We start from the raw sequence: 22333 nt of genomic DNA on the forward strand, positions 1-22333 counted from the left end.
CCGCACGTTCCGGCCCGGCTTTGCCGGATCTCACACCCCGCTTGCCCTTCCAAGCTAGCTCCTTCAAGGGTTGATCCCGCCGGCGCCGCCAGCGGCAGGCGCCTTGGCTCGATTGCCGGCCTGGCTTCATTCGGTCTTGTCGTTTCGATACAACGGCGTCCGTTGAAACGGAAGCTCGAGGGCCATACCGGGGTTTATCCCGAACAGACACCGCGCAGGCGAGATGTTGGACGCGTGACGAAATCATCGAAGTCTGGCAGGCTGTCACGGCATTCCGCTTCGAATCTCGGCGCCGCCGGTGAAAGTTCCACCGGCGCAATCTGCGGTGCTATAACGCCAGGCCGCCATCCGCTGCCGGCGGCCGATGCACAAGGAACGTTGCATGATCGATCCCGCCACGCTCATCACTTACGTCGCCGTCGTGTTCGGCTTCGTCTTCATTCCGGGACCGGCGACGCTGCTCACGGTCGCGCGGGCGACGAGCTCGGGCACCAAGGTCGGCATCGCCACCGGCGCCGGTGTCGCTGCGGGTGACGTGATCCACACCATCATGGCCATCGTCGGCATCTCGGCCATCATCGCCGCTTCGGCGATGCTGTTCAGCATCGTCAAATATATCGGCGCGGCCTACCTCGTTTATCTGGGCATCCGCGCCATTCTCGAAAAGACGCCGGCTGGCCTGGCGGGCAGGACGCTGCCCATTTCCGCGGGCCGGGCCTTTCGGCAGGCGATCCTGACCGAAGTGCTCAACCCGAAGACAGCGCTGTTCTTCCTGGCCTTCCTGCCGCAATTCGTGCACCCGCAAGCCGGTTTCGTGGTGCTGCAGCTGATGCTGCTTGGCATCATCTTTGTCCTGCTCGGGCTCTTCAGCACCGTCGTCTTCGCCGTCAGCGCGGGCGGCCTGGGCTCCTTCCTGCGCCGCAATCCGGCGGTGCTGAAATGGCAGGGCAAGGTGGTCGGCGGCATCTATTGCGCGCTCGGCATACGCCTGGCGCTGCAGCAGCGCTGAGATGTTTTATCCGGCGGCCGTTAAGCCTATATTCACCATGCTTCGGCACGTTTGCCCTCCTGCGGCATTGTTTGAGTACCGCAGCGGCGCCGTGAGCGCCAAGGCAACAAGAGCGTTTCACCGTTTCACGGAAACGGCGAAACGCTCTATCTCTTTGTTTTTACGCAATTCCGGACGGAAAACCGCTCACACTTTTCCTGGAATTGCTCTAGCCCGCGCCTGACGGCGCAGGCTTTCCTTTCGATACTCAGCCCAGGAAATCGGTCCGGCAAGGCGCAAAGCTGTCGACCAACCGCCCGGCCTCCAGCGCCTTGACGCCATGCACGAGATTGGACGGCACAATGAAGCTGCTCCCTGTCTCGAGGATCTCCGACCGTCCGTCGATGGTGACCTCGAAGCGCCCCTCGGCGACATAGCTTGCCTGGACATGCGGATGCAAATGCGGCGCCCCGACGCCGCCCTTGTCGAAGGCGAACTCGACCATCAATTCATCGGTGTGCACCAGCACGCGCCGTCTGTTGCCGTCCCGCGTCGGCTCCCAGGCCTTTTCGCCCGCATGGCAAAAGGTACCGCTCATCGCTCAGGCTCCGTTCGAAATTGGCAGAAGGTCACCGCGCCAGCCAGCCGCCATCGACCGGCACCAACGCGCCGTGCATATAGTCCGACGCCCGCGCCAGCAGGAACACGGCCGCGTCGCCGATATCGTCGGGCCGGCCCCAGCGCCCTGCCGGGATGCGCCCGAGGATGGCGGCACTGCGGTCCGGGTCGGCGCGCAGCGCCTCGGTGTTGTTGGTCTCGACATAGCCCGGCGCGATGCCGTTGACGTTGATGCCTTTGGCCGCCCATTCGCAGGCGAGCAGCCTTGTGAGGCCGAGCACGCCATGCTTCGAGGCCGTATAGGAGGCGACACGGATGCCGCCCTGGAAACTCAGCACCGAGGCGATGTTGACGATCTTGCCGCGCCGTCCGGGCTCCGCCAGCACACGCCTGGCAAAGCTCTGGCAGAGCCGGAAGACCGTCTTCAGATTGACCTCCATCACCTCGTCCCAGTCGGCTTCGCTCAGGTCGACCGCATCGGCGCGCCGGATGATGCCGGCATTGTTGACGAGGCCGTCGAGCGGGCCGCTCTCGCTCCAGACCCGGTCGAGCATGGCGGCCGCCTCGGCCGGATCGCCAAGATCCGCCTTCACCGCTTCGAAGCTGCCGCCCGCGGCGGCGACTTTCCCGGCGGTGTCATCCATCGCCGAACGGCCGACGCCGACGACCAGGCCGCCGGCGCGCGCGATCGACACGGCGATACCTTGCCCGATGCCGGTATTGGCACCGGTGACCAGGATGCGCTTGCCCGTGAGGCTGAAGGCGGAAAGATCGCTCAAGCTCGTCATGCCTTTCGCTTGCTGCCGATCGAAGGATCGGTCGTTCCGGGGCGGCGCGTCTTCACAGGCGATAGGCCTTCTTGGCAAGTGTATAGGCCAACTCCCCGGCCAGCTCATGCGCCTCGTCCTCGCGCAGTCGATGCTCGGCGACGAGCCGCGCCAGGAAGGCGCAGTCGACGCGGCGCGCGACGTCATGGCGCGCCGTGATCGACGGGAAGGCGCGCGTGTCGTCATTGAAGCCGACGGTGTTGTAGAAACCGGCCGTCTCCGTGGTCATCTCGCGAAAACGGCGCATGCCTTCCGGGCTGTCGTGGAACCACCAGGCCGGTCCGAGCTTCAGCGCCGGATAAACGCCGGCGAGCGGCGCCAGCTCGCGCGCGTAGCTGGTTTCGTCCAGCGTGAACAGGATGATCGTGAGGTCGCGCTCCAGCCCGACGCAGTCGAGCAGCGGCTTCAGCGCCGTCACATAATCGGTGCGGGTCGGGATATCGAAGCCCTTGTCGCGGCCGAATTTCTGGAAAACGGAAGGCGAATGATTGCGCCATGATCCGGGGTGAATCTGCATCACCAGGCCGTCGTCACGGCTCATCTTGGCCATTTCGGTCAGCATCTGGGCGCGGAACAGTTTTCGCTCGCGGCCGTCCTCCGAGCCGCGGCGAATGCGGTTGAACAGCTCCTGCGCCGCCGCATCGGAGAGATTGGCGGTCTCGGCGGTCGGGTGGCCGTGATCGGATGAGGTGGCGCCGAACTCCTTGAAATAGGCGCGGCGCTTTCGATGCGCGTCGAGATAGCCGGCCCATGTGCCGGTATCGCATCCGGTGATTTCGCCGAGGCGATCGAGATTGGCCGAGAACCCCTCGAAATCGGGATCGACGACGGCGTCCGGCCGGTAGGCGGTGACGACGCGGCCGCTCCAGCCGCTGTCGCGGATCATACGGTGCCATTTGAGGTCGTCGAGCGCGCCTTCGGTCGTCGCGATCACCTCGATGTTGAAGCGCTCGAACAGCGCGCGCGGCCGATAGTCGTCACGCTGCAGCAGCGTGGCAATCGTATCGTAAGTGCGGTCGGCGCTGGTCGCGGTGAGCGGCTCCTCGATGCCGAACAGATGTTCGAACACGTGGTCGAGCCAGAGCCGTGTCGGCGTGCCGCGGAAGAGATAATAATGCTCGGCGAAGCGCCGCCAGATCGCCCGGCCATCGGTCTCGACCGGCGAACCGTCGAGCGCCGGCACGCCGAGCTCTTCCAGCCGCACGCCCTGGCTGAACAGCATGCGAAAAATGTAATGGTCCGGCACGATGAGCAGCTGTGCGGGGTCCGGAAACGGCTCGTCGAGCGCATACCAGCGCGGGTCGGTATGACCATGCGGGCTGACGATGGGCAGGTCCCGAACCGAAGCGTAAATCGCGCGTGCGAGCGAAAGCAGGCGCCCTTCGGCGGCGAACAGCAGATCCGGATCGGTCAATGCGGCCACGTCGATCCCTCCTCCGGCGATCCACCGGTAGGGTCCGGGAGAAATGCTGTCAACACACGAAAGCTGCGCCCGTTACGCGTACGGCAGCCATTGTCGGCGGCAGCGGCGGATGCTACGCCGCCACCCATCTTTGCCGTCATCCGGGCGGCCTGGCCGTAAGCGATTGGAGACTTCACATTCGATGAAGAAGCGCCTGTCGAACACGACGATTGCGAATGTGCCGGCCGCCATCCCGCGCTATGACCGCCGCGCGGTCACGCCCGGCATCGTCCATCTTGGGGTCGGCGCTTTTCATCGTGCCCACCAGGCCGCCTATGTCGATGCCTGTCTGGCGGACGGCGAGAGCGATTGGGGCATCATCGGCGTCTCGCTGCGCAGCCCTGACACGCGCGATGCGCTCAAGCCGCAGGACGAGCTCTACACGCTGGCAATCCGGGACAGCGCCGGCGAACAGCTGCAGGTCATCGGCTCGATCCAATCCTTGCTCGTCGCCCCGGAGGACCCGGGCGCGGTGCTCGCCGCGCTGACCGACCCGCGCATCCGCATCGTCACGCTCACCATCACCGAAAAGGCTTATCTCAGGGCAGCCGACGGCGCGCTCGACAGCGCGCATCCCGATATTGTTCACGACCTCGCCAACCCGGGATCGGCGAAGACGGCGCATGGATTTCTCGCCGAATCGCTTGCGCGCCGCCGGGCCGCCGGCGCGCCTGCCTTCACCGTCCTCTGCTGCGACAACCTGCCAGCCAACGGCGCCACGCTGCACCGGTTGTTGATCGAGTTCGCGAAATTGCGCGATGCTGATCTTGCGCGCCATGTCGCCGACGAAGTCGCCTTCCCGTCTTCCATGGTCGACCGCATCGTGCCGGCGACCACCGATGCCGACCGGGCGCGCGTCGCGCAACAGCTCGGCGTCGAGGACGCCTGGCCGGTGATGACCGAGCCGTTCCGGCAATGGGTAATTGAGGACCGCTTTCCGGCCGGACGGCCGGCTTGGGAGAAATTCGGCGTCGCCATGGTCGAGGATGTCGGCCCCTTCGAGGACATGAAGCTCAGGCTGCTCAACGGCGCGCATTCGGGCATCGCCTATCTCGGCCTGCTCAGCGGCCACGCCACCGTCGACCGCGCCTTTGTCGATCCGTCGATCCGGCAATTCGTCGATGCGCTATGGCAGGAGGCCATCCCAACGCTGCCGCAGGATGCCGGGCTCGACACAAGCGCCTACACGGCCGAGCTCGCCGCGCGCTTTTCCAACACCGCGCTTGCCCACCGCACCGCACAGATCGCCAATGACGGCAGCCAGAAGCTGCCGCAGCGCATCGTCGCCTCCGCCCTCGCCCGGCTGGAGGCTGGCTTGCTGCCGGAACATCTGTCGCTGGTTGTCGCCGCCTGGATCGCCGCATGCGCCGCGCGCCGTGGCAGTTTGCCTGATGGTCACTTCACCGATCCGCTCGATGCGGCGCTCAGCGACCTGTTCGGCCGCAACCTGCCAACGGCAACGATGGCCAAGGCCGTGTTCGACCTCGCCGGCTTTGCCAAAGGCCATCCAGAACGACAGAAGTTGATCGAGTTTGTCGCCACCCACCTCGTCCATTTCAAGCAGGGCGGTCCGAAGCTGGCTCTTGCCGCGCTCGGCATCGGTAGCAAGAGTGGAACAGCCGGATAGCGTTTGTGCCCGGTATTGGCTCGACGGTGAGCCGGGACGACTTCACACTTGTTCGCCGGCCGACCCGTTCACCACCTGCCGCGCGGCATAGTCGACCCGGTTCGCATTCGGGACTCTTTGGCGAGCGAAAAGCGGCAACAAAAAAGGCGGGGACAAGCCCCACCTTTCTCAATCACTTATCGGCAGCCGAAATCAGGCCGGCAGCAGCGCGCCTTCCAGCGTGGTGAGCTGGCTGAGGAACTGCTCCGCCTTGCTGCGGCTCTCGTCGTCCTTGGCGTCGGCCGCATCTTCCTTGGCCTCCTGGATGCGGCGGGCGAGGTCGGCGCGGTCGATATCGTTCACATGCGTTGCCGATTCGGCAAGAAGCGTGCAGCCGGAAGGCAGGATGTCGGCGAAACCGCCGAACACGACGAAGCGCTCTTCCTTGCCGCCCGCGGTCTTTATCGTGACGACGCCGGGCTTGATGGTCGTCATGACCGGCGCGTGCTGCGCCATCACCGTCATCTCGCCTTCGGCACCGGGTATCACGACGGACTCGACCTGCTCGGAAACGAGCAGCTTTTCCGGCGAGACCAGTTCGAACTTGAAAGCTTCAGCCATATTCAATTTAGCGAGTAGGGAATAGCGAGTAGCGAGTAGTGAAGAAACTCGCCAAACCCGTTGCTCCCTATTCGCTACTCCCTATTCGCTATTCGCTTTCTTATGCCGCTTCAGCCGCCAGGCGCTGCGCCTTCTCGACCGCCTCGTCGATGCCGCCGACCATGTAGAAGGCGGCTTCCGGCAGGTGGTCGTAGTCGCCGGCGCAAAGGCCCTTGAAGCCCTTGATAGTATCGGCGAGGTCGACCAGCTTGCCCGGCGATCCGGTGAACACTTCGGCGACGAAGAAGGGCTGCGACAGGAAGCGCTCGATCTTGCGGGCGCGTGCAACCGTCTGCTTGTCCTCTTCCGAAAGCTCGTCCATGCCGAGGATCGCGATGATGTCCTGCAGCGACTTGTAGCGCTGGAGGATCGACTGCACCTGACGGGCGACCTGGTAGTGCTCCTCGCCGACGACCATCGGGTCGAGCATGCGCGAGGTGGAATCCAGCGGATCGACGGCCGGATAGATGCCCTTTTCGGAGATCGCGCGGTTGAGCACGGTCGTGGCGTCGAGGTGGGCGAAGGACGTCGCCGGCGCCGGGTCGGTCAAGTCGTCGGCCGGCACGTAGATGGCCTGCACCGAGGTGATCGAGCCCTTGGTCGTGGTCGTGATGCGCTCCTGCAGCGCGCCCATGTCGGTCGCCAGCGTCGGCTGGTAACCCACGGCGGAAGGAATACGGCCGAGCAGCGCCGACACTTCCGAGCCCGCCTGCGTGAAGCGGAAGATGTTGTCGACGAAGAACAGCACGTCCTGGCCCTGGTCGCGGAAATATTCGGCAACCGTAAGGCCTGTCAGGCCGACGCGGGCGCGCGCGCCCGGCGGTTCGTTCATCTGACCGTAGACGAGTGCTGCCTTCGAGCCCTGGCCACCGCCCTTCTTGTTGACGCCCGATTCGATGAACTCGTGATAGAGGTCGTTGCCTTCGCGGGTGCGCTCGCCGACGCCGGCGAACACCGAAAAGCCGCCATGCGCCTTGGCGACGTTGTTGATCAGCTCCTGGATGAGCACCGTCTTGCCGACGCCGGCGCCGCCGAACAGGCCGATCTTGCCGCCGCGGGCGTAAGGCGCGAGCAGGTCGAGAACCTTGATGCCGGTGACCAGGATTTGCGCTTCCGTCGACTGATCGACATAGGCCGGAGCGGGCTGGTGGATGGCGCGCATTTCGACGCCGTCGACCGGGCCTGCCTCGTCGACCGGCTCGCCGATGACGTTGATGATGCGGCCGAGCATGCCAGGCCCCACCGGAACCGAGATCGGCGCGCCGGTGTCAAAGACATCCTGGCCGCGGACCAGGCCTTCGGTCGAGTCCATGGCGATGCAGCGCACGGTGTTCTCGCCGAGATGCTGGGCGACCTCGAGCACCAGGCGGTTGCCGACATTGTCGGTTTCCAGCGCGTTCAGAATGGCCGGCAGGTGATCTTCGAACTGCACGTCGACGACGGCGCCGATGACCTGGCGGACCTTGCCGGCGGCGCCGATGCGCTTGGCGGCAACACTGGCTGCGGAAGCCGCGGCCTTGGCCGGAGCGGCCGCCTTCTTCGCCGGAGCGGCGGCCTTCGCGGCTGCTGCCGGGGCCTTTGCCGCCTTCGGGGCCGGTGCCTCCTTGGCCGCGGTCTTCGGGGTAGCTGCTTTCGCCATCGTCTTTGCCCTTTTCGTCTATCCGTTGCTCACGCCGCCCGCCGGGTATCCCGCGGCGCGTGATTAGAGCGCCTCGGCGCCCGAAATGATCTCGATCAGTTCCTTGGTGATCTGCGCCTGCCGCTGGCGATTGTAGGTGATCGACAGCTTGTTGATCATGTCGCCGGCATTGCGCGTCGCATTGTCCATCGCGCTCATCTTGGCGCCCATCTCGCCGGCTGCGTTTTCAAGCAACGCCCGGAAGATCTGCACCGCGATGTTGCGCGGGATGAGGTCGGAGAGGATCTCGCCCGGTTCCGGCTCGTATTCGTAGACGGCATTGCCGCCACTGGTCGCCTCGGGAGCGGTCGACCCGGCGGCCGCCGCCGGGATGATCTGCTGCGCCGTCGGGATCTGGCTGATCACCGACTTGAACTGCGAATAGAACAGCGTGCAGATGTCGAAGCCGCCCTCGTTGAAGAGGTGGATGACCTTGCGCGCGATCGCATCGGCATTGACGAAGCCCAGCGTCTTCACTTCGCGCAGGTCGACACGCTCCAGGATCATCGAAGCGTAATCTCGGCGCAGGATGTCATAGCCCTTCTTGCCGACGCAGATGATCTTCACCTGCTTGCCGTCGGCCAGCAGCCGGCGGATGTGGTCGCGGGCGAGACGCGCGATCTGCGAGTTGAAGCCGCCGCACAGGCCGCGCTCTGCGGTGCAGACGATGAGCAGGTGCACATCATCCCGGCCGGTGCCCGTCATCAGCGCCGGGGCATCGCCGCCGCCGCCGATCGCCTGGGTGATGTTGGCCAGAACCGCGCCCATGCGCTCGGAATAGGGTCTGGCTGCTTCCGCAGCTTCCTGCGCGCGACGCAGCTTCGCCGCGGCGACCATCTGCATCGCCTTGGTGATCTTCTGCGTCGCCTTGACCGAGGCGATACGGTTACGAAGGTCTTTTAACGAAGCCATGCTTCAAACCTGATCCCGTCCAGCTTCGTTCAAGCGAAGGTCTTGGCGAAGGCGTCGATCTCGGCCTTGAGCTTGGCGCGCAAATCGTCCGACAGCGCCTTCTCCTTGCGGATAGCATCGAGCACATCCTTGCCGGCTGAGCGCATGTGGCTGAGCAGCCCATGCTCGAATTTGCCGACCTGGTTCAGCGCCAGCTTGTCGAGATAGCCGTTGACGCCGGCGAAGATCACCGCGACCTGCTCCTCGACCTTGAGCGGCGCGAATTGCGGCTGCTTGAGCAGCTCCGTCAGGCGCGAACCGCGATTGAGCAGACGCTGCGTTGCCGCGTCGAGGTCGGAGCCGAACTGCGCGAAGGCAGCCATTTCGCGATACTGCGCGAGCTCGCCCTTGATGGAGCCGGCGACCTGCTTCATCGCCTTGATCTGCGCCGAGGAGCCGACGCGCGACACCGACAGGCCGACGTTCACTGCAGGGCGGATGCCCTGGAAGAACAGGTTGGTTTCGAGGAAGATCTGGCCGTCGGTGATCGAGATCACGTTGGTCGGGATATAGGCCGACACGTCGTTGGCCTGCGTCTCGATGATCGGCAGCGCGGTCAGCGACCCGTTGCCGTTGTCGTCATTGAGCTTGGCGGCGCGCTCGAGCAGGCGCGAGTGCAGGTAGAAGACGTCGCCCGGATAGGCTTCGCGGCCCGGCGGGCGGCGCAGCAGGAGCGACATCTGGCGATAGGCGACGGCCTGCTTCGACAGATCGTCATAGCTGATCAGCGCATGCATGCCGTTGTCGCGGAAATATTCGCCCATGGTGCAGGCGGTGAACGGCGCCAGGAACTGCATCGGCGCCGGATCGGACGCGGTGGCGGCGACGATGATGGAATAGTCGAGCGCGCCGCGCTCTTCCAGCACCTTGACGAACTGCGCGACGGTCGAGCGCTTCTGGCCGACGGCGACGTAGACGCAGTAGAGCTTTTCCTTCTCGGGGCCGTTGTCGTGCACCGACTTCTGGTTCAGCATCGTGTCGAGGATGATGGCGGTCTTGCCGGTCTGGCGGTCGCCGATGACCAGCTCGCGCTGGCCGCGGCCGACCGGGATCAGCGCGTCGATGGCCTTGAGACCGGTCGACATCGGCTCATGCACCGACTTGCGCGGGATGATGCCGGGCGCCTTGACGTCGACACGCTTGCGTTCGGTTGCCTTGATCGGGCCCTTGCCGTCGATCGGATTGCCCAGCGCGTCGACGACGCGGCCGAGCAGGCCCATGCCGACAGGCGCGTCGACGATGGCGCCGGTGCGCTTGACGGTGTCGCCTTCCTTGATGTCGCGGTCGTTGCCGAAGATGACGACGCCGACATTGTCGGCTTCGAGGTTCAGCGCCATGCCGCGGATGCCGCCCGGGAATTCGACCATCTCACCGGCCTGGACATTGTCGAGGCCGTAGACGCGGGCGATGCCGTCACCGACGGACAGAACCTGACCGACTTCGGAGACCTCGGCCTCCTTGCCGAAATTCTTGATCTGGTCTTTCAGAATTGCGGAAATTTCCGCGGCGCGGATGTCCATCAGCCGACCTCTTTCAGTGCAAGCTTGAGCGAATTGAGTTTGGTTTTGAGCGACGTATCGATCTGGCGCGAGCCCATCTTGACGACCAGGCCGCCGAGCAGCGACGGATCGACGGTCATGGCGATGGCCACATCCTTGCCGGCGATGCTCTTCAGCGTCGCCTTGAGTTCAGCCTGCTGCGCATCCGTCAGTGCATGCGCCGAGGTGACCTCGGCGGATGCCTCGCCGCGATGGTCGGCGGCGATCTGGCGGAACGCCTTGATCATGCCGGGCACCGCGAACAGGCGGCGGTTCTTGGCGACGACGCGCAGGAAATTGCCGACCAGGCCGGTGATGTTGGCGTTGTCGGCGATGGCCGCAATGGCCTTTGCCTGGTCCTCGCTGGAAAACACCGGGCTGTTGATCAGCCGCGCGAGATCGTCGCTGCCGTTGAGCATCGCCTCGAAGCTGCCGAGATCCGCCTCGACCTGGGCGATCGAATTGTCCTGCAGCGCGAGCTCGAACAGCGAGCCGGCATAGCGCTCTGCGACAGCTGAGATTGGCGATGACGATTGGGCCACGGACCGTCTTTTCTCTTGTCTGACAGGCCGCAGATTGTTGGCGCGAGCGAAAACTCTGGCTAAATCTTTGACCTTACTGCGATTTTTCCAAGCACGGAGGCGCGGCTTCCGCTATCCCCGGTCGAAAGTCGATTGCCGTCTAGCACAGGCTTTTTAAGACCGCAATGCATCGTCCGGCATGGTTTTCAGGCACTTTTGTCGCATCACGCGAATAAGGCCAAGCTCAATCGTTGGATTAGTCGCGGATTCACGGCACCAAGCCGAACGCAAAGGCCAGCGGCAGCGCCGCCAGCGCCAATTCAAGCACGATCGAAGTCCAGTTGAAAGGGGTGTTGGCGCCGTCCGACATCATCGACAAAAGCCGGCCGAAGGCGGTGAACAGCCAGGAGAAGCCCAGCGCCATGTAGAGCAGCGGCTGCGCCAGGAGAATGCAGCACAGGCTGACGCCGAGGTAGAAGCCCGACATGCGGCCGCGTCCCTCGGCGATCGCCGCCGCCTTCTCCGGCCTCGGCTGCAGGCGCAGCACGCGAAACGCAAGCCCCGGCGCCAGGAACAGGAACAGGCCGAGGGCCAGGGTCACGACGGCGCTCGACCAGGCCAGCCATTCGCCCTGGCTCGCCGGCCACGGAAACGCGAACTCCATAAATTCCCCCCTCTTATTTCTTGTTCTCAACACCGGCATTCTAGCGAGGGAACGAAAGCGCGCCAGAGGACGGCGGGCACATTAGAAGCGGCGCAATCAGGCGAGCGCGAAATCGACCGCGGCCGCGGCATGGATGCGCGTGGTGTCGAATACCGGAACGTCGAAATCGCCCTGGCCGATCAGCATGGTGATCTCGGTGCAGCCCATGATGACGCCATCTACCTGGTCGGTGCGCCGCATCCGGCCGATCTCGTCGAGATAGGCGGATTTCGATTCGGATTTGACGATGCCCTGGCAGAGCTCGTCATAGATCACCTTGTGCACCATGTCGCGGCCGGCCTGGTCCGGCACCACGGGTTCCAGGCCGTATTTGTCGGCGAGACGGCCCTTGTAGAAATCCTGCTCCATGGTGAAGCGCGTTGCCAGCAGCGCCGGCCGCTTCACGCCGGCATCGAGGACAGCCTGCGCGGTGGCGTCGGCGATATGGACGAGCGGGATCGATATGGCGGCCTGCACCGCGTCGGCGAGCTTGTGCATGGTGTTGGTGCAGATCACCAGGCCCTCTGCGCCTCCCGCTTCCAGCTTGCGCGCGGCTTCCACCAGAACAGTGCCGGCGCCTTCCCAGTCGCCCGCATGCTGGCGTTCGGCAATCTCGGCGAAATCGAACGACCACAACAACAGCTTGGCCGAACGCAGCCCGCCCAGCCGCTCGCGCACGATCTCGTTGAGCAGGCGGTAATAGATCGCCGTCGATTCCCAGCTCATGCCGCCGATGAGGCCGAGGGTTTTCATCCGGGGCTTGTTCCCTTGGTATGCAATCTCTATATTGTGACCACACGAGACTACAAGAGAGGCAACCTTGAAAACCGTCCAGCTTCGGGAGGCTAAGGCAGGGCTGTCGGCACTCGTCGAGGCCGCGGGAAATGGTGAGCCTACTACCATCACTAGGCATGGCAAGCCAGCAGCGGCCATCGTATCCGTCGAAGACTTGCAAAAGCTTTATCCGGTCAAGCGTCGAAATTTCGGAGAGTTCCTTCTGACTTATCCGGGGGGGATCGAGCTTGAAAGGAACGCGTCACCGTCGCGGGACGTCGACCTTTGAGCGGCTATCTTATCGATACGTCCATCTTATCGGCACTTGCGCCTGGAAAACCGCCTCTTGCAAAAGACATCGCCGACTGGATCGTGGCGCAGGGCGCAAAGCAAGCACTCTTCGTACCGGTTATAGCCATCACCGAGATCGAGAAAGGCATTTGCAAGCTGGCTCGCGCCGGAGCGACAAAACGCGCTGAGGGTCTCGCTGCCTGGCTCAACGAAACTATCGAAGACTTCGCGGATCAAATTCTGGAGGTCAATTCTGATATAGCGCGCAGGGCGGGTCAAATGGAGGAAGCGGCCTCCGCTCAAGGAAAGAATCCGGGGCTGGCGGACATATTGATCGCGGCCACCGCGGCAACCAACGAACTCACTGTGATAACAGCAAATATCAGGCACTTTGAGGCGCTGGGCGTTTGGTGCAGGAATATCCTGCAAGACCCACTAGTCCCCGACTAGTTACAAAAAGCTCTGCGGGTCGATGTCGACCTGCACCCTGACCGAGCCGCGCAGCTTCGGCCCTTCCGCCAGCATGGCCCGAATAAAGCCTTGCATGTCCGCGCGCCGTTCGCCTTGCACCAGCAGTCGAAAGCGGTGACGGCCGCCGATCAGCGACAAGGGCGCCTCGGCCGGGCCGAGCACGAAGAGGTCGGTAGCCTGCGGCGCCGCGCGCCTTAACCCCCGCGCATGGCTTTCGGCCTCGCCCCGTGTCGCGGCGCTGACGATGATGCCGGCGAGCCGGCCGAAGGGCGGCAGCGCCGCCCGTTCGCGCTCGGCGATCTCGCGCTCGTAAAACGCTTCCGAATCGCCCGAGACGATCGCCCGCATCACCGGATGATCCGGCTGGTAGGTCTGCAACAGGCCGAGGCTCTTCTTGCCGGTGCGGCCGGCGCGGCCCGTCACCTGGCTGAGCAGTTGGAAAGTGCGCTCGGCGGCGCGCGGATCGCCATTTGCCAATCCCAGATCCGCATCGACCACGCCGACCAGCGTCATGCCGGGAAAATTATGGCCCTTGGCGACCAGCTGCGTGCCGATGACGATATCGGCCTCGCCATTGGCGACGGCTTCGAGTTCAAGCCGAAGCCTGCGCACGCCGCCAAGAAGGTCGGACGACAGCACGATGGTGCGGGCATCGGGAAAATGCCCCACCACCTCCTCGGCAATGCGCTCGACCCCCGGCCCGCAGGCCACCAGATGGTAGAGCGTGCCGCATTCCGGGCAGGCTTCCGGCCGGCGCTCGTTGTGGCCGCAGTGATGGCAGACGAGCTGGCCGCGAAAGCGATGCTCGACCAGCCACGCCGAGCAGACCGGGCAGCCGAATCGATAGCCGCAGACGCGGCAGAGCGTCAGCGGCGCATAACCGCGCCGGTTGAGGAAAAGCAGCGACTGTTCGTTTTTCTCCAGCGTCCGCCGCATCTGCTCCAAAAGCACCGGCGACAGGAAACCGCCGCGGGCGGGCGGCGAACGCCGCATGTCGATCGACTTCAGGTCGGGCAACGCGGCTTCCGCGAACCGCGACGACAGCACGGCCCGGTCGTAGCGGCCCTGGCTGGCGTTGACCCGGCTTTCCACCGAGGGCGTCGCCGAGGCGAGCACGACAGGGAAGCCGCCGATATGGCCGCGCACCACCGCCATGTCGCGCGCATTGTAGAAGACGCGGTCTTCCTGCTTGTAGGCGGGATCGTGCTCCTCGTCGACGACGATCAGGCCGAGTTCCTTGAACGGCAGGAACAGCGCCGAGCGCGCGCCGGCGACGACGCGCACGCCGCCCTCTGCCACCTGCCGCCAGACGCGCTCGCGCATCCGGGGCGGCAGGTCGGAATGCCACTCCGCCGGCTTGGCGCCGAACCGGTCCTGGAAACGTTCCAGGAAAGCATGCGTCAGCGCAATTTCCGGCAACAGGATCAGCACCTGCCTGCCCTTGTCGAGCGCCGCCGCTATCGCCTCGAAATAGACTTCCGTCTTGCCGGATCCAGTGACGCCGTCGAGCAGCGTGACGTTGAAAGCATCGGCGGCGACAGCGGCGCGCAGCTTCTCCGCCGCCGCTTTCTGGTCAGGCATCAATTCCGGCACCGCATGAGAGGGATCAGGCGCCGCCACCACCGGCCGCGGCGGGATCATCACCGTCTCGAACACGCCCTGTGCCCGCAATCCGTCGATCACGGTCGAGGAGACGCCCGCCGCATGCGCCAGACCCGAGCGCGTCCAGGCAAGGCCGCCCTCCGCGGTTTCGAGCACGCGCCGCCGCGCGTCGGTCAGCCGATCCGGCTCGGCAAGCGTGCGCTGCAACCCTTCGATCCATGGCTCCGGGTCGAACGCCTCCGGCGCGCGCAGCAGCATGCGGGCCACCATACCGGGGGCAGAGAGCGTGTATTGCGCGATCCAGTCGACAAAGCGGCGCATCGCCTTGTCGATCGGCGGGCAGTCGAACACCTCCTCGATCGGCCGCAATTTCTTCGCATCGACGGTTTCGACCGCGCCGTCCCAGACGATGCCCGCGACCTGGCGCGGCCCGAGCGGCACGCGCACGATCGAGCCCGGCATCACGCGCATGCCGGGCGGCACGGCATAGGTGTAGGGCCGTTCGGCCGGCATCGGCACCAGCACGGGCGCGGCTGCGACAAAGGGCGAATCTTCGATCATCGGGCGTGACCTTGCCCTGACTTTGGTCTAGATCAAAGGGGACCCTCGCATCTGCCTGGCTGGCGCCCGGCAATCCCCAAGGAGACCGCCATGAAATTTTTTGTCGACACCGCTGACATCAAGGAAATCAAGGAGCTCAACGATCTGGGGCTGCTGGACGGCGTCACCACCAACCCGTCGCTGATCCTGAAATCGGGCGGCAAGATTTCCGAAGTCACCAAGCAGATCTGCGACATCGTCGAAGGCCCGGTCTCGGCCGAGGTCGTGGCGACCGAATACAAGGACATGATGGCCGAGGCCAAGGTGCTGGCCAAGATCGCGCCGAACGTGGCCATCAAGGTGCCGTTGACGCTGGACGGCCTCAAGGCCTGCAAGACGATCCGCACCGAGTTGAACCGCATGGTCAACGTGACGCTCTGCTTCTCGGCCAACCAGGCGCTGCTCGCCGCCAAGGCCGGCGCCTCCTTCATCTCGCCCTTTGTCGGCCGCATCGACGACACCGGCTCGGACGGCATGGAGCTGATCTCGGAAATCAAGCAGATCTACGAAAACTACGATTTCAAGACCGAGATCCTGACCGCTTCGGTGCGCACCGTGAACCACGTAAAGCAGGCCGCGCTGATCGGCGCCGACATCGTGACCGCGCCGCCGGCGACGCTGAAGGCGCTCGTCAATCACCCGCTGACCGACAAGGGCCTTGCCGCCTTCCTCGCCGATTGGGCCAAGACCGGCCAGAAGATCGGCTGACACCCTCCGATCTGAAAAAGAAAAAGGCCGGGCGACCGGCCTTTTTCGTAGGCGCAAGCGGCGCGCGGAGGCGTGTTGAGATTCAGGTCAGGGCGAGCCGAAAATGACGGTTTGCGAGAACCGGAGCGGAGCGTACTTAAAGTACGTGAGCACCGGAAGCGCAGGAAACTGGCATTTGCAGGCCGGCCTCACCTGAATATCAACATGCCTCAGGCTTTCTTGCCGTGCTTGGCCAAGTCCTGCGCGATCGACAGCCGCAGCAGGTCGGCCAATTCCCGCGCGGCGCGGTTCTCGGCGTCGATCTGTGCACGATAGGCCGCGAATTCCTGGCGCGGCCGGTCGAAGGACGAGGGGATCGAGCGCTTGCCGACGGCAATCACCGTATTGGTCGCGGTATCCCTGAGCACGTAGTTGGCGGTCAGCGTGACCGTGCCTGCCGTCGGCTCGTCTTCCTGGGTCTGCACCTGCACGATGGCCGCCGATTCGACCAGCTCGGTGACGCCGAGATCGAGCGTGTAGGCCGGCGAGGCCGGCTCGCCCGAGCCCTGCCCGAAGGCGAAGATCAGATTGTTGCGCACCTGCTGCGCGTAGCGGGTGTTGACCGGCTTGATCGAGATCGAGGCGAGCTCGGCGGATGCGCTGAGCTGCGATCCGGGCGACAGCGGCTGGCTGGAATAGAGCGGCCGCACGGTGCAGGCCGAAACCAGCGCAAGCGCGGCGGCCATGCCGCAGACCGCCAGGCGGCCGCGCAGGCGGGCCGGTTGTGACTTCACCGGTTCAGGCAACGACATTGACGATCCTCTGCGGGACGATGATCACCTTGCGCGGAGCCTTACCTTCCAGTGCTTTTTGCACGAAGTCGAGAGCCAGCACCGCTTTTTCGACGGCACCTTGATCCGCGTCGCGCGCAATTGTCAAATCCCCGCGCTTCTTGCCGTTGACCTGCACCGGCAGCACGATCTCGTTGTCGACGACCAGCGCTGGATCGTAGACCGGCCAGGGCCGCTCGGCGACCATCTCGGTGCCGCCCAGCGCCTGCCAGCACTCTTCCGCCAGATGCGGCATGACCGGCGCGATGATGTGCACCAAAATTTCCACCGCTTCGCGGCAGGCGCCCTTCAGCGCGTCGTCGGCCTTGCCTTCGGCAACGTCGGCGAGCGGCGCGGCCAGCACATTGGCGAGCTCGTAGATGCGGGCGATCGCACGGTTGAAGCCGAGCTTCTCGATGTCCTCGCCGACCGCCTTCAGGATCTTGTGCGCCGCCTTGGAAACGGCTCCCGCATCGCCATCCTTCGCCGCCGCCGGTTTCACGCCGGGCAGCTGCTCGTCCGCGATCTGCACCAGGCGCCAGATGCGCTGCACGAAGCGATGCGCGCCGGCCGCACCCTCGTCGGTCCATTCGACGTCGCGCTCCGGCGGTGAGTCCGACAGCATGAACCAGCGCGCCGTGTCGGCGCCGTAGCCGTCGGTGATCTCTTCCGGGCTCACCGTGTTCTTCTTCGACTTCGACATCTTCTCCAGCGCGCCGATCGTCGCCTCCTCGCCGGTGGCGATCTCGACGGCACGGCGCTTGCCGCCCACGTCCTCGAGCCTGACCTCGCCCGGCGACAGCCAGCGTCCGTTGTTGGACGGGCCGCCGACGCGGTAGGTCTCGTGCACCACCATGCCCTGCGTGAACAGCCCCTTGAACGGCTCGGCCAGATTGAGGTGACCGGTCTCGCGCATGGCGCGGGTGAAGAAGCGCGAATAGAGCAAATGCAGGATCGCGTGCTCGATGCCGCCGATATACTGGTCGACCGCCAGCCATTCGTCGGCCGCCTTCGGCTCGGTCGGCTCATTGGCCCAGGGCGCGGTGAAGCGCGCGAAATACCAGGACGAATCGACGAACGTATCCATCGTGTCGGTCTCGCGCCGCGCATCGCGGCCGCATTGCGGGCATTTCACATGCCGCCAGGTCGGATGACGGTCGAGCGGGTTACCCGGGCGGTCGAACTCGATGTCGTCGGGCAGCTTCACCGGCAGGTCGGCCTTCGGCACCGGCACGACGCCGCAGGCCTCGCAATGGATCATCGGGATCGGGCAGCCCCAGTAGCGCTGGCGCGAGATGCCCCAGTCGCGCAGGCGGAAATTCACCTTGCGCTCCGCCATCGGCCGGCCGCCGATGCTTTTCTGTTCCAGGAGCTTTGCCACTTCATCAAACGCCCTCTCGGGCTTCATGCCGTCGAGGAAGCGCGAATTGATCATCACGCCGTCGTCGACATAGGCTTCCTCGATGATCTGGAAGGTTTTCGCGTCGGCACCTTCCGGCATAACCACCGGGATCACCGGCAGGCCGTATTTGTTGGCGAAGTCGAGGTCGCGCTGGTCGCCCGAGGGGCAGCCGAAAATGGCGCCGGTGCCGTATTCCATCAGCACGAAGTTGGCAACATAGACCGGCAGCGTCCAATTCTCGTCGAACGGATGGACAACGCGGATGCCGGTGTCGAAGCCCTTCTTCTCGGCCGTCTCCAGCGCCGCCACCGAGGTGCCCATATGGCGGACCTCGTCGATGAACTTCGCCAGCTCGACATTGGTCTCGGCGGCTTTTCTCGCCAGCGGATGGTCGGAGGCGACCGCCATGAAGGAGGCGCCGAAGATGGTATCGGGCCTTGTCGTATAGACTTCCAGCTCATGCGCATCGCCGACCGGCTTTTCCAGCGGCCAGCGGATCAGCAGCCCTTCCGACCGGCCGATCCAGTTGTGCTGCATCAGCTTGACCTTTTCCGGCCACTCTTCGAGTCCGTTGAGCGAGTCCAGCAGATCCTGCGCGAAGTCGGTAATCTTGAAGAACCACTGCGTCAGCTCGCGCTGCTCGACCAGCGCGCCCGAGCGCCAGCCGCGGCCGTCGATGACCTGCTCGTTGGCGAGCACCGTCATGTCCTCCGGGTCCCAGTTGACCTTGGAGGATTTGCGCGTCACCAGCCCCTTCTCGACGAAGTCGAGGAACAGCATCTGCTGGCGGTGGTAATAGTCGACGTCGCAGGTCGCGAACTCGCGCGCCCAGTCGAGCGACAGGCCCATCATCTTGAGCTGCTCGCGCATGACCGCGATGTTCTCGTAGGTCCAGTCCTTGGGATGGACCTTGTTCTGCATGGCGGCGTTTTCGGCCGGCATGCCGAACGCGTCCCAGCCCATCGGGTGCAGCACGTTGAAGCCCTTGGCGCGCTTGTAGCGCGCCACCACGTCGCCCATCGTGTAGTTGCGGGTGTGGCCAATATGGATCTTGCCCGACGGATAGGGGAACATCTCGAGCACGTAGTATTTCGGCTTCGGGTCGTCGTTGCGCGCCTCGAACAGCTTCTTTTCGGCCCAGGCCTTCTGCCATTTGGGCTCTGACGTGCGCGGATTGTATCGTTCGGTTGCCATCGGATGTTTTTCACTTAAAAGCAGGTGCGCGGTGCTGGATTAAGGCGTGTTGATATTCAGGTCAGGCCGAGCCGAAAATGGCGGGTTCCGAGAACCGGAGCGGAGCGTACTTAAAGTACGTGAGCACCGGAAGCGCAGGAAACCGGCATTTGCAGGCCGGTATCACCTGAATATCAACACGCCTAGGCCGGCAGCCGAGACTATGTCGTCGCGGTGTTCACCATGGATTGCCGGACCCGTCAACTGCGGCGAGCCGGCCGGCCATGAAAACTATAGGCAGGATAGTGGCATGACGAACGCCGTAAAGCAGCTTCACGCGGTCAAGGCGAAGATCGCGAACGCCGAACGCGAGGCGAAGCAAGCGCCCGGCGCAGTCACGCTTGTGGCGGTGTCGAAGACCTTCGCGGCCGAGGACATCCGCCCGGTCATCGAGGCGGACCAGCGCGTCTTCGGCGAGAACCGGGTGCAGGAAGCGCAAGGCAAATGGCCGGCGCTGAAGGCGGCATTCGCCGACATCGAGCTGCACCTGATCGGCCCGCTGCAATCCAACAAGGCCAAGGAAGCGGTGGCGCTTTTCGATGTCATCGAGACCGTCGACCGCGAGAAGATCGCCGCTGAGCTTTCAAAAGAAATGGCCCGGCAGGGCCGTACGCCAAAACTCTATGTCCAGGTCAACACCGGCTCCGAGCCGCAAAAGGCCGGCATCGAGCCGCGCGAGGCGGTCGCTTTCGTCAAACGCTGCCGCGACGTGCATGGTCTGGCCATCGAAGGCCTGATGTGCATCCCGCCAGCCGATGAGAATCCCGGCCCGCATTTCGCGCTTCTGGAAAAGCTCGCCCGCGAGGCGGGCGTCGCGAAGCTCTCGATGGGCATGTCCGGCGACTACGAGACCGCGATCGCCTTCGGCGCGACCAGCGTCCGGGTAGGGTCGGCGATCTTCGGCAACCGGTGACGCCGTCACCTGCTACCTTTCGCTGGAGTTGATTGATAATCGGCTGCTACCGCGTTATATCTAGCCAAGCTAGCTAGGAGTAGGCGGCGTGAACTGGCATCTTCAGGACGCGAAGAACAATTTTTCAAAAGTGGTCCAGCGCGCGCGAACAGAGGGGCCGCAGACCGTGACGCTTCGTGGCGAACGGGCTGCAGTCGTGCTTTCCGCCGAGGACTACGACCGCCTGGCCGGGAAAAAGAAATCGCTCGCCGAATATCTTCTGACCGGCCCCGGCTGGGACGATGAGTTTGATAAGGAAATCACCCGCCGCCCGGATACGATGATCCGGGACGTCGACCTCTGATGTATCTGCTCGATACGAACGTTGTTTCAGACGTACAAAGGCGACTGCCGAAACCAACCTCCTGGCTGGCTTCGGTTGATCCGACCTCGATCAGTCTCAGTGTGATCACCATTGGTGAGATCGAACGTGGGATCGTCAAGCAGCGCAAGACCGATCCCGACAGGGCAGCCCGGCTTGACGTCTGGCTGCGGGAACTGCGCCGAGACAATGCGGACCGCATTCTGGCGATCACGGAAGAGGTCGCCCTCGTGTGGGGCCGCATCACGGCCGGACGTACGCGAGGGAACGCCGACACCCTCATTGCGGCAACCGCCCTCGTGCACGACCTGATCCTGGTCACCCGAAACGTCGCTGACTTCGAAGACGTGGGCGTGACGGTCGTCAATCCCTGGGAAGTCTGACGTTCAAGATCCGCTGATTGGCAACTTCACATCAAGTTGACCACCGCGCTTGCGCCAGAACTTGAAACGAAACGGTCCGTTCCTATGTGCTTAGTGCACATTCACTCCTTTCTCGGGGAATCTCACCATGCGTTATAATCAGCTCGGCAATACCGGCCTGTTCGTTTCCGAACTCTGCCTCGGCACCATGACCTTCGGCGCCGCAGGCGAGAATGCCCAATGGGGCCTGATCGCCAGCCTCGACCAGAAGGGCGTCAACGAGATCGTCGCCCGCTCGATCGCCGCCGGCGTCAATTTCTTCGATACCGCGGACGTCTATTCCTTCGGCCAGTCCGAGCAGCTGCTGGGACAGTCGCTCAAGGATCTCGGCGTGAAACGTTCGGACGTTATCATCGCCACCAAAGTGCATGGCGCCATGGGCAGCGGACCCAATGAGCGCGGCTCCTCGCGCGGTCACATCATGGATTCGGTGGACGGCAGCCTTAAGCGACTGCAGCTCGATCACATCGACCTCTACCAATTGCATGGTACCGACACGGTGACGCCGATCGACGAGACGCTGCGCGCGCTCGACGATCTCGTCGCCAGCGGCAAGGTCCGCTATGTCGGCGTCTCCAACTGGCAGGCCTGGCGCATCGCCAAGGCGCTGGGCATCGCCGAGCGCAAAGGTTTTGCCCGCTTCGAGACCATCCAGTCCTACTACTCGATCGCCGGCCGCGATCTCGAGCGCGAGATCGTTCCGCTGATCAACGAGGAAAAGCTGGGCCTGATGGTCTGGTCGCCAATGGCCGGCGGCCTGCTTTCCGGCAAATACGGCCCCGGCGCGCCTGGCAATGGCGAGGGTCGCCGCGCTTCCTTCAACTTCCCGCCGGTCAATGAGGACCGCGCCTGGGCGGCGGTTGCCGTCATGCGCGAGGTCGCCAGGAAGCACGATGTCAGCGTCGCCACGGTGGCATTGGGCTATGTGCTGGCAAAACCTTTTGTCATGAGCGTCCTCATCGGCGCCAGCCGCATGGACCAGCTCGAGCAGAACCTCGCCGCGACCGGCTTGAAGCTCGACGCCGACGACCTCGCCAGGCTCGACGAGGTGAGCGCGCTGCCTGCCGAGTATCCCGGCTGGATGCTGGAGCGGCAAGGCGCCGGCCGGCGTCCCGCGCCGTTCGTGCCGAAGGCGTAATTCCGTTCGAGCAGAGAGGTCAGAGCCGCGTGCCATTGGCGCGCGGCTCTTTCCTCA

The 22333-nt window shown here is 64.3% G+C and carries 22 protein-coding genes; 9 read left to right on the forward strand and 13 right to left on the reverse strand.

Going from position 1 to position 22333, the window contains the following annotated elements; all coding sequences use genetic code 11:
• Positions 1-382: 382 nt before the first annotated feature.
• The gene (locus LB565_RS11090; RefSeq protein WP_224583800.1) at positions 383-1009 is read left to right on the forward strand and encodes a LysE family translocator; all 627 of its coding nucleotides are present in this window, start codon (positions 383-385) and stop codon (positions 1007-1009) included.
• A gap of 247 nt (positions 1010-1256) precedes the next feature.
• On the opposite strand, the gene LB565_RS11095 is transcribed toward LB565_RS11090, so the two are convergent.
• From LB565_RS11095 to uxaC, 3 genes are all read right to left on the reverse strand, one after another.
• The gene (locus tag LB565_RS11095; protein ID WP_224583802.1) at positions 1257-1586 is read right to left on the reverse strand and encodes a cupin domain-containing protein; all 330 of its coding nucleotides are present in this window, start codon (positions 1584-1586) and stop codon (positions 1257-1259) included.
• 31 nt (positions 1587-1617) lie between these two features.
• The gene (gene kduD, locus LB565_RS11100; RefSeq protein ID WP_224583876.1) at positions 1618-2385 is read right to left on the reverse strand and encodes a 2-dehydro-3-deoxy-D-gluconate 5-dehydrogenase KduD; all 768 of its coding nucleotides are present in this window, start codon (positions 2383-2385) and stop codon (positions 1618-1620) included.
• A gap of 61 nt (positions 2386-2446) precedes the next feature.
• The gene (gene uxaC, locus LB565_RS11105) at positions 2447-3856 is read right to left on the reverse strand and encodes a glucuronate isomerase (protein WP_224583805.1); all 1410 of its coding nucleotides are present in this window, start codon (positions 3854-3856) and stop codon (positions 2447-2449) included.
• A 181-nt stretch (positions 3857-4037) separates the two neighbouring features.
• Between uxaC and LB565_RS11110 the strand changes: the two genes are divergently transcribed.
• Positions 4038-5522 (forward strand): mannitol dehydrogenase family protein, encoded by a 1485-nt coding sequence (locus LB565_RS11110; RefSeq protein ID WP_224583807.1) that lies wholly within the window; start codon positions 4038-4040, stop codon positions 5520-5522.
• Positions 5523-5714: 192 nt separating this feature from the next.
• On the opposite strand, the gene LB565_RS11115 is transcribed toward LB565_RS11110, so the two are convergent.
• The 7 genes from LB565_RS11115 to LB565_RS11145 form a co-directional block, all read right to left on the reverse strand.
• Positions 5715-6122: a F0F1 ATP synthase subunit epsilon gene (locus LB565_RS11115; RefSeq protein ID WP_140634255.1), complete on the reverse strand. Its 408-nt coding sequence runs from the start codon at positions 6120-6122 to the stop codon at positions 5715-5717.
• A gap of 100 nt (positions 6123-6222) precedes the next feature.
• Entirely contained in the window at positions 6223-7800 is a 1578-nt protein-coding gene (gene atpD / locus LB565_RS11120) for a F0F1 ATP synthase subunit beta (RefSeq protein WP_224583810.1), read from the reverse strand.
• A 63-nt stretch (positions 7801-7863) separates the two neighbouring features.
• Positions 7864-8751, reverse strand: coding sequence for a F0F1 ATP synthase subunit gamma (locus LB565_RS11125; protein ID WP_224583812.1), 888 nt, complete (start codon positions 8749-8751; stop codon positions 7864-7866).
• Between the two features lie 29 nt (positions 8752-8780).
• Entirely contained in the window at positions 8781-10310 is a 1530-nt protein-coding gene (gene atpA / locus LB565_RS11130; RefSeq protein WP_224583814.1) for a F0F1 ATP synthase subunit alpha, read from the reverse strand.
• Positions 10310-10870: a F0F1 ATP synthase subunit delta gene (locus tag LB565_RS11135; protein ID WP_224583816.1), complete on the reverse strand. Its 561-nt coding sequence runs from the start codon at positions 10868-10870 to the stop codon at positions 10310-10312. The genes atpA and LB565_RS11135 overlap by 1 nt, the downstream gene beginning before the upstream one ends.
• A gap of 247 nt (positions 10871-11117) precedes the next feature.
• Positions 11118-11513, reverse strand: coding sequence for a DUF4345 family protein (locus LB565_RS11140; RefSeq protein ID WP_224583818.1), 396 nt, complete (start codon positions 11511-11513; stop codon positions 11118-11120).
• Between the two features lie 96 nt (positions 11514-11609).
• The gene (locus tag LB565_RS11145) at positions 11610-12305 is read right to left on the reverse strand and encodes an aspartate/glutamate racemase family protein (protein WP_224583820.1); all 696 of its coding nucleotides are present in this window, start codon (positions 12303-12305) and stop codon (positions 11610-11612) included.
• A 67-nt stretch (positions 12306-12372) separates the two neighbouring features.
• Here LB565_RS11145 and LB565_RS11150 point away from each other — a divergent pair, with 67 nt between their 5' ends.
• Together LB565_RS11150 and LB565_RS11155 are read left to right on the forward strand one after the other, a co-directional pair.
• Positions 12373-12615: a type II toxin-antitoxin system Phd/YefM family antitoxin gene (locus LB565_RS11150; RefSeq protein WP_224583822.1), complete on the forward strand. Its 243-nt coding sequence runs from the start codon at positions 12373-12375 to the stop codon at positions 12613-12615.
• Complete coding sequence (locus LB565_RS11155; RefSeq protein WP_224583823.1) at positions 12612-13067, forward strand: type II toxin-antitoxin system VapC family toxin; 456 nt, start codon at positions 12612-12614, stop codon at positions 13065-13067. The genes LB565_RS11150 and LB565_RS11155 overlap by 4 nt, the downstream gene beginning before the upstream one ends.
• On the opposite strand, the gene LB565_RS11160 is transcribed toward LB565_RS11155, so the two are convergent.
• Positions 13068-15251 carry a primosomal protein N' gene (locus LB565_RS11160; RefSeq protein ID WP_224583825.1) on the reverse strand — a complete coding sequence of 728 codons (2184 nt, stop codon included), beginning with the start codon at positions 15249-15251 and terminating at the stop codon, positions 13068-13070.
• Positions 15252-15341: 90 nt separating this feature from the next.
• Here LB565_RS11160 and fsa point away from each other — a divergent pair, with 90 nt between their 5' ends.
• On the forward strand, positions 15342-15998 hold the full coding sequence (fsa, locus tag LB565_RS11165; protein ID WP_224583829.1) for a fructose-6-phosphate aldolase: 657 nt from the start codon (positions 15342-15344) through the stop codon (positions 15996-15998).
• A 209-nt stretch (positions 15999-16207) separates the two neighbouring features.
• On the opposite strand, the gene lptE is transcribed toward fsa, so the two are convergent.
• Positions 16208-16789, reverse strand: coding sequence for an LPS assembly lipoprotein LptE (gene lptE / locus LB565_RS11170; RefSeq protein WP_224583831.1), 582 nt, complete (start codon positions 16787-16789; stop codon positions 16208-16210).
• Positions 16776-19403 (reverse strand): leucine--tRNA ligase, encoded by a 2628-nt coding sequence (leuS, locus tag LB565_RS11175; protein WP_224583833.1) that lies wholly within the window; start codon positions 19401-19403, stop codon positions 16776-16778. Before leuS ends, lptE begins: the two co-directional genes overlap by 14 nt.
• 289 nt (positions 19404-19692) lie before the next feature.
• Here leuS and LB565_RS11180 point away from each other — a divergent pair, with 289 nt between their 5' ends.
• The 4 genes from LB565_RS11180 (at position 19693) to LB565_RS11195 (ending at position 22276) form a co-directional block, all read left to right on the forward strand.
• Positions 19693-20355 carry a YggS family pyridoxal phosphate-dependent enzyme gene (locus LB565_RS11180; RefSeq protein ID WP_224583835.1) on the forward strand — a complete coding sequence of 221 codons (663 nt, stop codon included), beginning with the start codon at positions 19693-19695 and terminating at the stop codon, positions 20353-20355.
• Between the two features lie 88 nt (positions 20356-20443).
• Entirely contained in the window at positions 20444-20698 is a 255-nt protein-coding gene (locus LB565_RS11185; protein ID WP_224583837.1) for a type II toxin-antitoxin system Phd/YefM family antitoxin, read from the forward strand.
• Positions 20698-21099: a type II toxin-antitoxin system VapC family toxin gene (locus LB565_RS11190; RefSeq protein WP_224583839.1), complete on the forward strand. Its 402-nt coding sequence runs from the start codon at positions 20698-20700 to the stop codon at positions 21097-21099. The genes LB565_RS11185 and LB565_RS11190 overlap by 1 nt, the downstream gene beginning before the upstream one ends.
• Positions 21100-21226: 127 nt before the next feature.
• On the forward strand, positions 21227-22276 hold the full coding sequence (locus LB565_RS11195; RefSeq protein WP_224583840.1) for an aldo/keto reductase: 1050 nt from the start codon (positions 21227-21229) through the stop codon (positions 22274-22276).
• The last annotated feature ends 57 nt before the right edge of the window (positions 22277-22333 follow it).

This window comes from Mesorhizobium sp. CA14, from assembly GCF_020165195.1.
Classification (GTDB): Bacteria; Pseudomonadota; Alphaproteobacteria; order Rhizobiales; family Rhizobiaceae; genus Mesorhizobium.